This is a genomic window from Streptomyces sp. NPDC054783 (assembly GCF_053611725.1).
Genome location: NZ_JBSHAY010000004.1, coordinates 366422 through 380911, shown reverse-complemented (window position 1 = coordinate 380911; position 14490 = coordinate 366422). Strand labels below are relative to the sequence as shown.

Annotated in this window: 13 protein-coding genes; 8 read left to right on the top strand and 5 right to left on the bottom strand. The window is 70.2% G+C overall.

What is annotated here, in order from left to right; translation table 11 throughout:
• The first annotated feature begins 4 nt into the window (after window positions 1-4).
• Window positions 5-283, top strand: coding sequence for a hypothetical protein (locus ACWGJ5_RS11355; RefSeq protein WP_453309486.1), 279 nt, complete (start codon window positions 5-7; stop codon window positions 281-283).
• Window positions 284-515: 232 nt separating this feature from the next.
• On the opposite strand, the gene ACWGJ5_RS11350 is transcribed toward ACWGJ5_RS11355, so the two are convergent.
• Window positions 516-803 (bottom strand): hypothetical protein, encoded by a 288-nt coding sequence (locus ACWGJ5_RS11350; RefSeq protein WP_453309485.1) that lies wholly within the window; start codon window positions 801-803, stop codon window positions 516-518.
• A 923-nt stretch (window positions 804-1726) separates the two neighbouring features.
• Window positions 1727-3088 carry a type I glutamate--ammonia ligase gene (gene glnA / locus ACWGJ5_RS11345; protein WP_228619919.1) on the bottom strand — a complete coding sequence of 454 codons (1362 nt, stop codon included), beginning with the start codon at window positions 3086-3088 and terminating at the stop codon, window positions 1727-1729.
• Between the two features lie 305 nt (window positions 3089-3393).
• On the opposite strand from glnA, the gene ACWGJ5_RS11340 reads away from it, so the two are divergent.
• Window positions 3394-4590, top strand: coding sequence for a globin domain-containing protein (locus ACWGJ5_RS11340; RefSeq protein ID WP_453309484.1), 1197 nt, complete (start codon window positions 3394-3396; stop codon window positions 4588-4590).
• A gap of 6 nt (window positions 4591-4596) precedes the next feature.
• Here the strand turns inward: ACWGJ5_RS11340 and ACWGJ5_RS11335 are convergent, their stop codons facing one another.
• Together ACWGJ5_RS11335 and ACWGJ5_RS11330 are read right to left on the bottom strand one after the other, a co-directional pair.
• Window positions 4597-5400, bottom strand: coding sequence for a hypothetical protein (locus ACWGJ5_RS11335; RefSeq protein ID WP_453309483.1), 804 nt, complete (start codon window positions 5398-5400; stop codon window positions 4597-4599).
• A 49-nt stretch (window positions 5401-5449) separates the two neighbouring features.
• Window positions 5450-5902 carry an RrF2 family transcriptional regulator gene (locus ACWGJ5_RS11330; protein ID WP_453309482.1) on the bottom strand — a complete coding sequence of 151 codons (453 nt, stop codon included), beginning with the start codon at window positions 5900-5902 and terminating at the stop codon, window positions 5450-5452.
• A 151-nt stretch (window positions 5903-6053) separates the two neighbouring features.
• Here ACWGJ5_RS11330 and ACWGJ5_RS11325 point away from each other — a divergent pair, with 151 nt between their 5' ends.
• From ACWGJ5_RS11325 to ACWGJ5_RS11315, 3 genes are all read left to right on the top strand, one after another.
• On the top strand, window positions 6054-6725 hold the full coding sequence (locus ACWGJ5_RS11325) for a DUF3105 domain-containing protein (protein WP_453309481.1): 672 nt from the start codon (window positions 6054-6056) through the stop codon (window positions 6723-6725).
• The gene (locus ACWGJ5_RS11320; protein WP_453309480.1) at window positions 6725-7360 is read left to right on the top strand and encodes a DUF305 domain-containing protein; all 636 of its coding nucleotides are present in this window, start codon (window positions 6725-6727) and stop codon (window positions 7358-7360) included. Before ACWGJ5_RS11325 ends, ACWGJ5_RS11320 begins: the two co-directional genes overlap by 1 nt.
• A 298-nt stretch (window positions 7361-7658) precedes the next feature.
• Window positions 7659-9599, top strand: coding sequence for a S53 family peptidase (locus tag ACWGJ5_RS11315; protein ID WP_453309479.1), 1941 nt, complete (start codon window positions 7659-7661; stop codon window positions 9597-9599).
• A 191-nt stretch (window positions 9600-9790) separates the two neighbouring features.
• On the opposite strand, the gene panB is transcribed toward ACWGJ5_RS11315, so the two are convergent.
• On the bottom strand, window positions 9791-10657 hold the full coding sequence (gene panB, locus ACWGJ5_RS11310; RefSeq protein ID WP_453309478.1) for a 3-methyl-2-oxobutanoate hydroxymethyltransferase: 867 nt from the start codon (window positions 10655-10657) through the stop codon (window positions 9791-9793).
• 224 nt (window positions 10658-10881) lie between these two features.
• On the opposite strand from panB, the gene ACWGJ5_RS11305 reads away from it, so the two are divergent.
• From ACWGJ5_RS11305 to ACWGJ5_RS11295, 3 genes are all read left to right on the top strand, one after another.
• Window positions 10882-12468: an MFS transporter gene (locus tag ACWGJ5_RS11305; RefSeq protein WP_453309477.1), complete on the top strand. Its 1587-nt coding sequence runs from the start codon at window positions 10882-10884 to the stop codon at window positions 12466-12468.
• A 97-nt stretch (window positions 12469-12565) separates the two neighbouring features.
• Window positions 12566-13195, top strand: coding sequence for a TetR/AcrR family transcriptional regulator (locus tag ACWGJ5_RS11300; protein WP_453309476.1), 630 nt, complete (start codon window positions 12566-12568; stop codon window positions 13193-13195).
• Window positions 13196-13382: 187 nt separating this feature from the next.
• Window positions 13383-14432 (top strand): endonuclease/exonuclease/phosphatase family protein, encoded by a 1050-nt coding sequence (locus tag ACWGJ5_RS11295; RefSeq protein WP_453309475.1) that lies wholly within the window; start codon window positions 13383-13385, stop codon window positions 14430-14432.
• Window positions 14433-14490 lie beyond the last annotated feature (58 nt).

Below are 14490 nucleotides of genomic sequence, written 5' to 3'. Positions count from 1 at the left end.
GGGCGTGAAGAAGATCACCGCTCTCGCAGCGCTCACCGCCGCCGGTCTCACGCTCGCCGCCCCCGCCCACGCCGACAGCGACGGCACCCGCGGCCGCATCAACATCGCCGGCCGGCCCCTGTCCCCGGACAAACTCTGTGAGACGGCCCTCGGGCTCGTCCCGCTCACCGCACCGTGGACGGGCAGCTCGGTGCACGACGCCTGCAACAACCGCGAGCACGTCCATCACGAACGGTCCCAGCAGCCCCGCTCCGGCTCCGCCCCGGACTCGGACTGGCGGTGAAAAGCCGGCGGCTCGCCCCGGGGGCGGGCCGCCCGTTGCGGGCAGGCGCGGAAGCCTGCCCCGACGTGTGGTCAGTCAGTCATCGTTGGTCTTCGCCGGTCGTTGTGGGCCACCCGTCGACGGCCCACAGACGGCCCGGTGGGAGCCGAGTTCTGCGAGTTCGGCCAGTAACTCGCAAGGTCCTGCGGGATTCAAGTTGCCGCCGTCTGACGCCGCTCGCCGGCCGGTCGCGTCAGGCGCGTTCCGGCTCGTTCGTCTCCTCGGTGGCTGCGGCCCGGGTGCGACGGCGGCCCAGCAAGGTGCCTCCCGCGATCACCAGGCCGATGGCGATGACCCTGGCGGCCTGGTAGTAGCCGGACGCCGGCTCCTGCGGGGTGCCGGGCAGCCGGAGAAAGACCCACGCTGCCGCGAGGCCCCCGAAGACGATCAGTGCGACCGCCCCCCACGTCCCGAGGCCCGCCCACCAGGGCCCCTGGTCGTAACCCCGCTCGTCGCTCTGCTCAACGTCTGTGTCGGCCACGGTCTGTTCTCCTGGGCGTGTGGTGACGGTCGCGCGGGAAGACGCGGGCCGGACCCGGAAGGTTCACCGGGCCCGCACGGCCGATCCGAGTTCCTCACACGCGCGGCCACGGCCGCGGAACCACGGTCAACGTCCGCAAGGCGATCTTCAAGCGGAACCGTTTCCGCGGCCGGCCTTCAACGGTCCCGCCGCCCAGTCCGCCCACGGCGCCTGCCCTCCAGGGCCTCTCTGACGGCCACCCACACGAACGCCAGCGAAGCGGCCATCAGCAGGACATCGCGCCATGACTGCCCCAGCCAGACGTGCACGACAACAGCGGCGCCGCCGAAGCCAAGCACCGCCAAACCGAACCTCACCCAGCGGCGTGCCTCCGGGGACCGCGACCGCCCGGTCGTCCGCCGCCCATCCGTCATGTCCAACTTGTACCACGAAGGGATGGTCTGCGTCCGAGATCCGCGTCATCTGCGACCCCGCCGCAAGTTCCGCGACCCGTGGACGGGCAAGCCGCCCACCCGGCTGATGATCCTGACCACCGAGCTGCCGAACTTCGGCGACTCCTCCGGCGTCATCGCCCGCCTGGAGCGCGTCGGCCGAATCACCGAGCCGCCCTCGTCCCGGGAAGAGCCGCCCTCGTCCCGGGAATCGGTGATCCTGTCATTCCCGTCCCTTGATTCACCGTCTGCAGGTAAACCGGATGGAGAGTCCGGGTCGCAAGCGGCCGGCCTCGGTCCGGCAACGCCGGCGGGTTCTCCGGTCCACCCCTGAGCCGACTCCCAGGGCCGCACAGGCGCGGCTACGGCGCGGTGAGCATCCGTTCCGACGGCCCAGAGGCGGCCCGGCGCTCGCCAGACGCACCGGGGCCGGCGGTCCACGACCGTCGGCCCCAAGGGATCGTTTCGGCGGAAACCCGCCCTCGCCTGCCCCTACAGCACCGGCAGGTTCTTCCGCAGCTCGAACGCCGTGACCTCGGACCGGTACTCCTCCCACTCCTGGCGCTTGTTGCGCAGGAAGAAGTCGAAGACGTGTTCGCCGAGGGTCTCGGCGACCAGGTCGCTGCGTTCCATGAGGGTCAGGGACTCGCCGAGGTTCTGCGGGAGGGGCTCGATACCCATCGCGCGGCGCTCGGCGTCGGAGAGGGCCCAGACGTCGTCCTCGGCGCCCGGCGGGAGCTCGTAGCCCTCCTCGATGCCCTTCAGGCCCGCGGCCAGGAGGACGGCGTAGGCCAGGTAGGGGTTGGCGCCCGAGTCCAGGGAGCGGACCTCCACGCGGGCCGAGCCGGTCTTGCCGGGCTTGTACATCGGGACGCGGACCAGGGCGCTGCGGTTGTTGTGGCCCCAGCAGATGTAGGACGGGGCCTCGCCGCCGGCGCCGGCCGTGCGCTCGGAGCCGCCCCAGATGCGCTTGTAGGAGTTCACCCACTGGTTGGTGACCGCGGAGATCTCCGCCGCGTGCTTGAGCAGGCCCGCGATGAAGGATCGGCCGACCTTGGAGAGCTGGAATTCCGCGCCGGACTCGTAGAACGCGTTCCGGTCTCCCTCGAAGAGGGAGAGGTGCGTGTGCATGCCGCTGCCCGGGTGCTCGGAGAAGGGCTTCGGCATGAAGGTCGCCTGCACCCCCTGCTCCAGCGCCACCTGCTTCATGACCAGGCGGAACGTCATGATGTTGTCGGCCGTGGAGAGCGCGTCGGCGTAGCGCAGGTCGATCTCCTGCTGGCCGGGCGCGCCCTCGTGGTGGGAGAACTCCACCGAGATGCCCATGGACTCCAGCATGGTGATCGCCTGGCGGCGGAAGTCCATGCCGACGTTGGTCGGGGTGTGGTCGAAGTAGCCCGAGTTGTCGGCCGGGGTGGGGCGGGAGCCGTCCAGCGGGCGGTCCTTCAGCAGGAAGAACTCGATCTCGGGGTGGGTGTAGAAGGTGAAGCCCAGGTCGGAGGTGCGGGCCAGGGCACGCTTCAGCACATAGCGGGGGTCCGCGAAGGACGGGGAGCCGTCCGGCATGAGGATGTCGCAGAACATGCGGGCGGTGCCGGGGGTCTCCGCGCGCCAGGGCAGGACCTGGAAGGTGGAGGGGTCCGGCTTGGCGATCATGTCGGACTCGTAGACACGGGCGAAGCCCTCGATGGCCGAGCCGTCGAAGCCGATGCCCTCGTCGAAGGCCTGCTCCAGCTCGGCGGGGGCCACGGCGACGGACTTCAGGAAGCCCAGCACGTCCGTGAACCACAGGCGTACGAACCGGATGTCGCGCTCCTCCAACGTCCGGAGCACGAACTCCTGCTGCTTGTCCATCTTCCGCTACCCCATCCTTGCTGGTCAGGCCGCCTGTCCCCCGTCCCGCGGGAGGCGGTCGGGCACCTGAGCATCCCACCACAACACCATTTCATGCGCGTTGCGGACCTTGATCGCGGATGCATCCTCGGCCTGAACGCCTCTCGTACGGCAGGTGTACTGCCGTGTCGCCCATCTTGCCTGCTCGGACCGATATCCGTAATGGCCGATTCGCCGAAGGCGTGACCGATGCCACGACCGCTTAATTTGCATCTCAGATGCAACTTTTCCTAGGGTTCTGATCAGTTGAGCCGATTGGAGTTCCGATGCTGTCCGAACAGTCCGCAGCCACCGTCCGCGCCACTCTCCCCGCCGTCGGCGCGGCCATCGGCGAGATCACCGAGCGCTTCTACGCCCGCCTCTTCACCGCCCACCCCGAACTGCTGCGGGACCTGTTCAACCGCGGCAACCAGGCCTCCGGCGCCCAGAAGCAGGCCCTCGCCGGATCCATCGCCGCCTTCGCCACCCACCTGGTGGAGCACCCGGACCAGCGGCCGGACGCGATGCTCGGCCGCATCGCCCACAAGCACGCCTCCCTCGGCGTGGCCCCCGAGCACTACCCGATCGTGCACGAGCACCTCTTCGCCGCCATCGCCGACATCCTCGGCGAGGCCGTCACCCCCGAGGTGGCCGCCGCCTGGACCGAGGTCTACTGGCTGATGGCGAACGCGCTCATCGCCATCGAGAAGCGGCTGTACGAGGAGAGCGGCAGCAGCGAGCGCCGGCCCTGGGAGGTCGTGGAGCGCATCGAGGAGACGGCGGACGTCGTCACCTTCCGGCTGCGGCCCGCCGACGGCGGCCCGGTGCGCGGCTTCCGCGCCGGCCAGTACGTCTCCGCCCAGGTCGAACTGCCCGACGGCGCCCGGCAGATACGGCAGTACAGCCTGTCCGGCGCGCCCGGCGACACCCTCCGCCAGTTCAGCGTCAAGCGCGTGAGCGGCGACGACGCGGCGCCCGACGGCGAGGTCTCGAACCACCTCCACGCGCGCGTGCGGGTCGGCGACGTCGTCCACCTGTCCGAGCCGTACGGCGACCTCGTCCTGGACGCCGACGGCGCCGGGACCCCCCTGCTGCTCGCCTCCGCCGGCATCGGTGTGACCCCGATGATCGCGATGCTGGCCGACCTCGCGGCAGGCGGCCACGGCGGCCCGGTCACCGTCGTCCACGGCGACCGCTCCCCCGCCGACCACGCCCTGCGCACCGACCACGAGATGTACGCCGGCAAGCTCGCGGGCGCGTCCGTGCACTTCTTCTACGAGCGGGACGCCGAGCCGGGCACCCGCACCGGCCTGGTCGACCTCGCCGGCATCGCGGTACCGGCCGGCACGCGCGCGTACCTGTGCGGCCCGCTGCCGTTCATGCGCGTGGTGCGCACCCAGCTGATCGAGAAGGGTGTGGCACCGGCCGACATCCACTACGAGGTGTTCGGCCCGGACCTGTGGCTGGCCCGGCAGGCCGCCTGACCCCGCTCAGCCGCGGTCGTGCGCGCCGGCTTCCTTCCTCACCCTTTCCATGAGGGGCCGGAGCTCGTCGGCCAGGCCCCCGAAGTCGGCGGCGCGGCCGTCCGACCACTGGGCCATGCCGACCACCAGCAGCCTGTCGTCGCCGGCGAAGGCCTGCGCCACCCCGCTGTCCGCCGGCAACGTCTTCAGACCGGATCCGGCGGGCGGCCTCAGCACCGGCACCTCGTAATCCGTGTCGTTCATGGTCAGGATCGTGGTGAGGCGGACGACGTCGGCCCGGTCCTTCATGCCGAACGCGACGATCGTGTACTGGTTGTCCGACCCGTCCTTGTACAGGGCCCCGATCACACCCTGACAGCCTTTGCTCTCGCGGATCAGCCGGGCCAGGTTCGGGCCGATCGCGCTCGTGCAGTTCGGGCCGCCCGTCTGCATGACCTTGGCATAGCCGTCGACGTGGGCAGGGAACGCCTGGTCCTCGGTGAGCATCGGCATCGACGCCGTGGACGCCTCCGCGGGGGCGGTCTTCCGGCTGGGCGGGTGTCCCGCCGCCCTGGCCGCCGTCTCGTGCCGCGTCCCGTGCCCCGCGCTCAGCCCGAATCCCACCCCGGCCACCACCGTGACGGCACCGGCGACGGCCGTCGCCGCCAGGAGCCTCCGGCGCCGCGGACGCTTCGCGGCGGCCTCGGCCTCGGTCCCGCGCTCAGCCGCGCCCGGCTCGCACATCCCCGTGCCGCGGGTCCCCCCGCTCTTCTCGAACTCCCTGACGAACTCGTTCCACCGTTCGTCGTCCGTCCCCTGGTTCCCCTCCATCACGCGCGCACCTTAACGCCCACTGGTGAACGCGCCGCGTCGAGAACCGTCAACCGCCTTGCGGCCCACGGGAGATCCCCAGCAGCAGCGGGCCCGTCGGCTCGGCGACCAGCTCGGCGACCGTGACCGGGTCCAGCGCCGCGTAGAACGCCTCCTGGGCCCGGCGCAGGGCACCGCGCAGGCGGCAGCCGGTGTTCAGCGGGCAGGGGGCCGTACCCGCCGTACCCTCGCAGTCGACCACGTCCCCGTCGCCCTCGAAGGTGCGCACCACCGCGCCGACCGAGGCGGTACGGCCCTCGGCGGCGAGGGCGAGGCCGCCGCCCCGGCCGCGCCGGGCGTCCACGAGGCCCAGGTGCTGGAGTTCGGCGACGACCTTCGCGGCGTGCGTGTAGGGCACGTCCATGTCCGCCGCGACCTGGCGTGTGGTGGGCGTGGCGTCGGCCGCCACGGCCAGTCGCATCAGGACGCGCAGGGCCAGGTCGGTGGAACGCAGGAGCCGCATACCACGAGCGTAGGTAATGCGCATCCGCGGTTCAAATTATCCGTCGGTCAGCTCTTAGCCGGGCCCTCTCTACGGAAGCCCGCCCCCTCCCCATTACGATCGGCGGGCCCCACCCTTCCCGTTGCCGGCCCTTTCCCCAGAAGGACACCTCATGGGTTCCGCCAAGAACAGCAGCGCGGCGCGCAAGGCGCGCATAGAGGAGATGCGCCGTGCCGAGCGGGCGCGCGAGCGCCGCAACCGCGCGCTCACCATCGCCGCGAGCGTGGTGGTCGTCGCCGGCCTCGTGGTCGGCGGTGTGGTCCTCGTGAACTCCCAGTCCGACAACAAGAAGAACAGCGCGAACGACTCCAAGACCTCCTCCGGTGACTCCGGGCACTGGACCACCGGCAAGGACGGCGTGCAGACCTGGAGCGGCAAGCTGCCGCGGACGCACGTGACGGCCAAGGTGTCGTACCCGATGCACCCGCCGGTCGGCGGCAACCACAACCCGATCTGGGCGACCTGCGACGGCACCGTCTACACCAAGCCGCTGCAGGACGAGAACGCCGTGCACTCGCTGGAGCACGGCGCGGTCTGGGTGACGTACACCAGCAAGGCGAAGAAGGCCGACGTCGACGCGCTGGCGGCGAAGGTGAAGAAGACGTCGTTCTCGCTGATGAGCCCGTACGAGAACCAGGCGGCGCCGCTGATCCTGTCGGCCTGGGGCCACCAGGTGGCCGTCAAGAGCGCGGACGACCCCGAGGTGAACAAGTTCTTCAAGGCCTACGTCCAGGGCCCGCAGACCCCGGAGCCGGGCGCCGCCTGCACCAGCGGGGCGATGTAGTGAGGCGTCGGCACGTCGGCTGGATCGCCGGGGCCGCGGCGGCGGTGCTCGTCGCGGCCGGCGCGGTCACGTACGCGGTCGCCGAGAACACGAGCGGCGGGCCGGCCGTGCAGACGCCGGCCGCCGAGTCGGCGGACGCCGGGTTCGCGCGGGACATGGCCGTGCACCACCAGCAGGCCGTCGAGATGTCGTACATCGTCCGGGACCGCACGAAGAACGAGGAAGTGCGGCGGCTCGCCTACGACATCGCGCAGACGCAGGCCAACCAGCGCGGCATGCTGCTCGGCTGGCTGGATCTGTGGGAACTGCCGAAGGTGTCGGAGAAGCCGCCCATGGCCTGGATGGGCATGGGCGACATGCCCGAGCGCGGGGACGGCTCGCTGATGCCGGGCATGGCGACGAACACGGAGCTGAGGAAGCTCCAGTCGCTGAGCGGCAAGCAGGCCGAGATCCTGTACCTGCAGCTGATGACGGACCATCATAAGGGCGGGATCCACATGGCGGAGGGCTGTGTCGCCAAGTGCACCGTCGGCGTGGAGAAGCGGCTCGCGCAGGGCATGGTCGACGCGCAGCAGTCCGAGCTCCAGGTGATGGCTCAGATGCTCAAGGAGCGGGGCGTCGCGCCACGTTCGTGACCGGCGGGTTCGTGACCGGCGGTTCGTACCGGCGATCGGTGAACGGTGAACGGGTGGTTCGTGAACAGCGGCCACACACTTCCGTTACACAACCGTGAGGCACGAAAGGTGCAATTCGCCCCACGTGACGGCTACTTGAGCTTCTCTTGACCTTTCCGTTCCCCTGGCATGAACCGTTCATCGAAAGAGTGACCCCCATCGTGTGATCCATACGGCCGACCGAACCGCCGCGGGCCGGCACGCGGACGCATGACGCATCGACCACTACATGCATGCGAACCGCATCGCAGGGGGTTCTATGAGATCCAACCGCGCCAAGCTGCGCGCCGTGAGCATGGCAGCGACACTGCCCATGGTCGCCGGCGCGCTGGCGCTGGGCATACCCGCGGCACACGCCACGGACAGCCCCGCTCGTTCCGCACTCAAAGGCACCAAGCCGCTGTGGGCCACGCCCAAGGCGGACAAGGGCGCTACATCGAACAGCGCCCAGGTGAACGCCCGGGTCTACCTGGCCGGCAAGGACGCGGCGGGCCTCGCCGCCTACGCCAAGGCCGTGTCCGACCCCAGCTCGCCGCTGTACGGCAAGTACCTGAACGCCAAGAAGGCGCAGGCCCAGTTCGGGGCCACCAAGGCCCAGGTGGCCGCGGTCAAGTCCTGGCTGACGTCGGCCGGCCTGAAGGTCACCGAGGTCACCCAGCACTACGTCGCCGTCTCCGGTGACGTGGCCGCCGCCGAGAAGGCCTTCGGCACCCAGCTGCACAACTACGCCAAGGGCTCGGCGACTTACCACGCCCCGGCGCAGGCGGCCACCGTGCCGGAGGGCCTGAAGGGCGCCGTCCTGACCGTCACCGGCCTGGACAACGCCCCGCACAAGGCCAACCACGACGACCAGCTTCCGCCGCCGGACGCCGTGTTCAAGAACTCCGGGCCGTTCTCCTCGTACTACGGCTCGAACATCGCGACGACCCTGCCGGACGCGTACGGCGGCAAGATCCCGTACGCGATCAAGGGTTACACCGGCAAGCAGCTGCGCGCCGCCTACGGCGCGGGCGACTACACCGGCAAGGGCGTCCGCGTCGCCATCACCGACGCCTACGCCTCCCCGACGATCGCCTACGACGCGGGCACGTACGCGGTCAAGCACGGTGACGCGGCCTGGAAGACCGGCCAGCTGCACCAGGCGCTGCCGAAGAACTACACCAAGATCAAGGAATGCAAGGCCGCAGGCTGGTACGGCGAGGAGACCCTCGACGTCGAGGCCGTGCACGCGGTCGCGCCGGACGCCGACGTCACGTACGTGGGCGCCGCGTCCTGCTACGACAACGACCTGCTCGACTCGCTGAGCAAGGTCGTCGACAACCACCTGGCCGACATCGTCTCCAACTCCTGGGGCGACGTCGAGGCCAGCCAGACCCCGGATCTCGCGGCCGCCTACGACCAGGTCTTCCAGCTGGGCGCGGTGCAGGGCATCGGCTTCTACTTCTCCTCCGGTGACAACGGCGACGAGGTCGCCAACACCGGTACGAAGCAGGTCGACACCCCGGCCAACTCGGCGTGGGTCACGGCGGTCGGCGGTACGTCCCTGGCCGTCGGCAAGGGCAACACGTACGAGTGGGAGACCGGCTGGGGCACCGAGAAGGCGACCCTGTCGGCCGACGGCAAGAGCTGGACCAACTTCCCCGGCGCCTTCACCTCGGGCGCGGGCGGCGGCATCAGCAAGACGGTCGCCGAGCCGTACTACCAGAAGGGCGTCGTCCCGGACTCGCTCGCCAAGGCCAACAGCGCCGACGGCAACCGCGTCGTCCCGGACATCGCGGCCATCGCCGACCCGAACACCGGCTTCCTGGTCGGCCAGACCCAGACCTTCTCGGACGGCTCGCAGCAGTACAGCGAGTACCGCATCGGCGGCACCTCGCTCGCCGCTCCGGTCATCGCGGCGGTCCAGGCCCTGGCCCAGGAGGCGCGCGGCGGCAAGGCGATCGGCTTCGCCAACCCGTCGATCTACGCCAAGTACGGCAAGGGCGTCTTCCACGACGTCACGGACAACCCGACCGGCTCCGGCCTGGCGGTCGCCCGCGTGGACTTCGCCAACGGCTTCGACGCGTCGGGCGGGCTGCTGTACTCGGTCCGCAGCCTCGGCAAGGACAGCTCGCTGAAGGCCGTGAAGGGCTACGACGACGTGACGGGCGTCGGTTCGCCGGCGAACGGCTACGTGCAGTCGTACGCGAAGAAGCACTGATGTGCTGACGCTCCGCTGAGGGGCGGGGGGCGTGGGGTCCTGGTGACCTCACGCCCCCTTTGCGTTACGCAGGCGGTGGGGTGCGGGCCCGGTTCGCCCGACCGTGTTCGCCCCCGTCCTCCGGGCCCCGCAAAGCGGCAGCCCGCCGACGGGGGAAGATCGGCGGGCTGCCGGGGTGTTGCCGCAATGGCTCAGTGGACGGAGTGTTCCTCCAGCGGGAAGGTCCCGGAGACGACGTCCTCGGCGAACGACTTCACCGCGTTCCCCATGACCTCACGCAGATCGGCGTACTTCTTCACGAACTTCGGCACCCGGCCGGAGGTCAGCCCGAGCATGTCCGTCCAGACCAGGACCTGCGCGTCCGTCTCGGGACCGGCGCCGATCCCGACCGTCGGGATGTGCAGCACCCGCGTCACCTCGGCCGCCAGCTCCGCCGGGACGAGTTCGAGGACGACGGCGAAGGCGCCGGCGTCCTGTACGGCCTTGGCGTCGCGCAGCAGCTGCTGTGCCGCCTCCTCGCCGCGCCCCTGCACGCGGTAGCCCATCGCGTTCACGGACTGCGGGGTCAGGCCGATGTGGGCCATGACCGGGATGCCGGACTCGACCAGGAGCCGGATCTGCTCGTGCGAGCGCTCGCCGCCCTCCAGCTTGACCGCGCCGACGCCCGCCTCCTTCACCAGCCGGGTCGCCGAGCGCAGCGCCTGCACCGGGCCCTCCTGGTAGGAGCCGAAGGGGAGGTCGCCGACGATCATGGCGCGCTGCGTGCCGCGTACGACGGCCGCCGACAGCATGGTCATCTCGTCGAGGGTGACGGGCACGGTCGTCTCGTACCCGAGGTGGCAGTTGCCCGCCGAGTCGCCGACCAGGATCACCGGGATCCCGGCCTCGTCGAAGACGGACGCGGTCATCGCGTCGTAGGCGGTGAGCATGGGCCACTTCTCGCCGCGTTCCTTGGCGAGGGTGATGTCGCGGACGGTGATGCGGCGGGTGCCCTTCCCCCCGTACAGCGCCTTGCTGCCGTCGGAAGGCTTGTGCTGGGCAGCCGAAAGCTGCGTCATGGCAACGGCTCCTTCAGTCATCTCGAGGCGCCCTGACGGCGTCCCCGGATCGCTTCCATGGTGGCACCTCGTGCCAGTCAGGGCCAGGGGGGTCGGCTGTGATCCCCACCCATGGCCGATCCGCGCCCCTGCCGGACGCGAGCCATGAACGAGCCGTGTAAGGCCTTGGTAAAGAAGTTAGATACGAGACCGTTCCGTATCGAAATGGCCTTAGGCTCGAACACATGACAAGTCCCGTCCCTGCCTCCCGGATACCGGAAGCGGTGCACCGGCGCCGTTGGGCGATCCTCGGCGTGTTGATGCTGAGCCTGCTGATCGTGGTGCTCGACAACTCGATCCTGAACGTCGCCATCAAGACCATCTCCAGCCCCGCGCCGACCGGCCTCGGCGCCACCCAGGGCCAGATCGAGTGGGCGATCAACGCCTACACCCTCGTCTTCGCCGGCCTGCTGTTCACCGCCGGCCTCATCGGCGACCGCCTCGGCCGCAAGAAGGTGCTGCTCGGCGGCATCGCCGTGTTCGGCATCGGCTCGATGCTGGCCGCCGAGTCCGGCTCGCCGGGCCAGCTGATCGCCTACCGCGCACTGATGGCCCTCGGTGCCGCCTTCGTCATGCCCGCCACCCTCGCCGTCCTGATGAACGTCTTCGAGCGCGAGGAGCAGCCCAAGGCCATCGGCATCTGGGCGGGCGGCGTCGGCCTCGCGATCGCCATCGGGCCGATCACCGGCGGCGCGCTCCTCGACCACTTCTGGTGGGGCTCGGTCTTCTTCGTCAACGTACCGATCGTGATCGTCGCACTGGTCCTGATGACCTGGCTGGTGCCCGACTCCCGTGATCCCAGGCCCGGCCGCCTCGACCCCGTCGGCGTCGTCCTGTCCGTCGTCGGCCTGGTCCTGCTGGTCTACGGCATCATCAAGGGCGGCGAACTCGCCGACTTCACCGACGCCAAGGTGCTGGCGACCATCGTCGCCGGTCTCGTCGTGCTGGCCGGCTTCGTCGTCTTCGAGAAGCGCAGCGACCACCCGTCGCTCGACATCACCTACTTCAAGAACAAGGTCTTCTCGGCCGCCATGACCGCCATCGCGCTGGTCTTCTTCGCGCTGATGGGCGTCACGTTCTTCGGCGTCTTCTACACCCAGAGCGTGCGCGGCTACTCGCCGCTGGAGTCCGGTGTGCTGATGCTGCCGCTCGCCTGCGCCCAGCTGATCTTCGCGCCGCGCGCCCGGCTGCTGGTCGACCGGTTCGGCAACAAGGCCACCACCACCGCCGGAATGGTGCTGATCGCCGCCACCCTGGCCGCGTTCGCCACGTTCGAGGCCGACACCCCGATCTGGGTCCTCGAGGTCGTCTTCTTCCTCATGGGCACCGGCATGGCGCACATCATGACCCCGACCTCGGTCGTCATCATGCAGGCCCTGCCGCGCGAGAAGGCCGGCTCCGCCTCCGCGCTCAGCAACACCTTCCGCCAGGTGGGCGGCGCCCTCGGCATCGCCGTACTCGGCTCGGTGCTCGCCGCGTCCTACCGCAACGGCATCGAGGACAGGCTCGGCATGCTGCCGCCCGCCCTGCGCGACAAGGCGGCCGAGTCCATCGAGGCCACCCTCGGCATCGCCGGCAAGCTCGGCCCGCGGGGCAAGGCCCTGGTCACCCCGGCCAACGACGCGTTCCTGCACGCCATGCACGTCACCGCCCTGTGCGGAGTGGGCGTGGCGCTGATCGGCGCCGTGGTGACGGCCCTGTTCCTGCCCGGCAGGCCGCCGGCCGCTCAAGCGGGCGAGCAGGAAGCGGAGTTGGTCGCGGCCGCGGACTGACGCGGACCGCGGTCGTACAACGGTCGTACGCAGTCGTACACGGGGGAAGGAGGCCGCTGCGGGACAATTCCCGCAGCACAGTGAGAGGACGGACGACGTGAGCCTTGCCGAGAGCCGGCCGCGACCGGACGGGCCCGTGCGGGGGCGACCCCGCAGCGAGGCCGTGGAACGGGCCATTCTGGAAGGCGTGATGAAGCTCCTGGAGGACGGCGTACCGCTCGCCGAACTCTCCATCGAGCGCGTCGCGCGCACGGCCGGGGTCGGCAAGGCCACCATCTACCGCCGCTGGAGCGGCAAGGAGGAACTGTTCGTCGACGTCATGCGCGCCGCCGAACCCCCCGACCCGGTACTCCCCGGCACCTCCATGCGCGACGACCTGGTCGCCCTGCTGGAGTCGCTGCGCCAACGCGGCCTGGTCAGCCGCTCCTCCGCGATCCTGCACAACGTCTACGCCCAGATGAAGTCCAGCCCCAGGATCTGGTCGGCGTACCACGCCGCGGTCGTCGAGCCCCGGCGCGCCCTCGGTCTCGAAGTGCTGCGCCGCGGACAGCGCAACGGCGAACTGCGCGCGGACGTCGACCTGGAGCTGGCCAACGACATGTTCGTCGGCCCCATGCTCGTGCGCTCCGTCCTGCGCCGCGACGGCGCACTGCCCGAGGGCCTGGCCGAGCAGATCGTCGACTCCGTTCTGGAAGGCCTACGGCCCGTCAGCTCGACAGCCTCGTAGCGCTCATGTGCGCGTTCTGTCACAGACCCCACGGTTTCGGGGGTAACCGGAACTCCCTGCCCCGCCTCGATCGTCCTCGTCTTCCGTACGGCCGTCATGGGACGGCGGGAGCGGAGCCGATCATCCCCTAGGGTCGGAAGAACACGGGGGAACGACGGTGTGCACGGCAGGCAGTGAGGCAGACGGTATGGCGCAGCAGGCGTACATGACGGAGACGGACAACGGCGGCTCGGGGCCCGAGCGACCCGGATCCCGGCTTCGGCGCCTGGTGCACCGCCTGCTGGCCGGCTGGCGCGGCGACCCGCGCATCTGGCGCCGGGGCATCGTCCTCGCGCTCCTCGCCCTCCTGCTCGCCCTGGTGATGCTGCTGCACTCGCGCATCCCGAACCAGGTGGGCAACCTCGGCAGCCTCACCGAGACGTTTCTGCCGTGGCTCGGCCTCGCCGTCCCGGTACTGCTGCTCCTCGGGCTGCTGCGGAGGTCGGCGACCGCGCTGATCGCCGTACTCCTTCCGGCCGTCGTGTGGCTGAACCTCTTCGGCGGGCTGCTCACCGACAAGACGGGCTCGGGCGGCGACCTGATGGTGGCGTCGCACAACGTCAACGCCGAGAACCCCGACCCCGCCGCGACGGCCCGTGAGGTGGCCGCCTCCGGCGCCGACGTGGTGGCTCTGGAGGAAGTCCCGGGGACGGCCGTGTCCACCTACGAGGAGGCGCTCGCGCCGACGTACAGGTACCACGGCATCGAGGGCACGGTCGGTCTGTGGAGCAAGTACCCGATGAGCGACGCGCGGGCGGTGGACATCAAGCTCGGCTGGAAGCGCGCGATGCGCGCCACCGTGACCACGCCGAAGGGCCCCATCGCGGTGTACGTCGCCCATATGCCCTCGGTGCGGGTGAAGGTGGAGGCCGGGTTCACCGCACGGCAGCGCGACAAGAGCGCCGACGCGCTCGGCGAGGCCATCGCCGACGAGCCGCTGAAGCGGGTGGTGCTGCTCGGCGACCTGAACGGCACCATGAACGACCGTTCGCTCAACGCCGTCACCTCCCAGATGCGCTCCACGCAGGGCGCGGCGGGCAGCGGCTTCGGGTTCAGCTGGCCGGCGTCGTTCCCGATGGCGCGGATCGACCAGATCATGGTCAGGGGCATGGCTCCGGAGAGTTCCTGGACACTGCCGCGCACCGGCAGCGACCACCTTCCGGTGGCTGCCCGTGTGAAGCTGGACACGTCGGCGTAACCCCTTGGAATACTGGGCCTGAGAGGCTTTGTTCCGCAACTGAACATAAGATGTACGG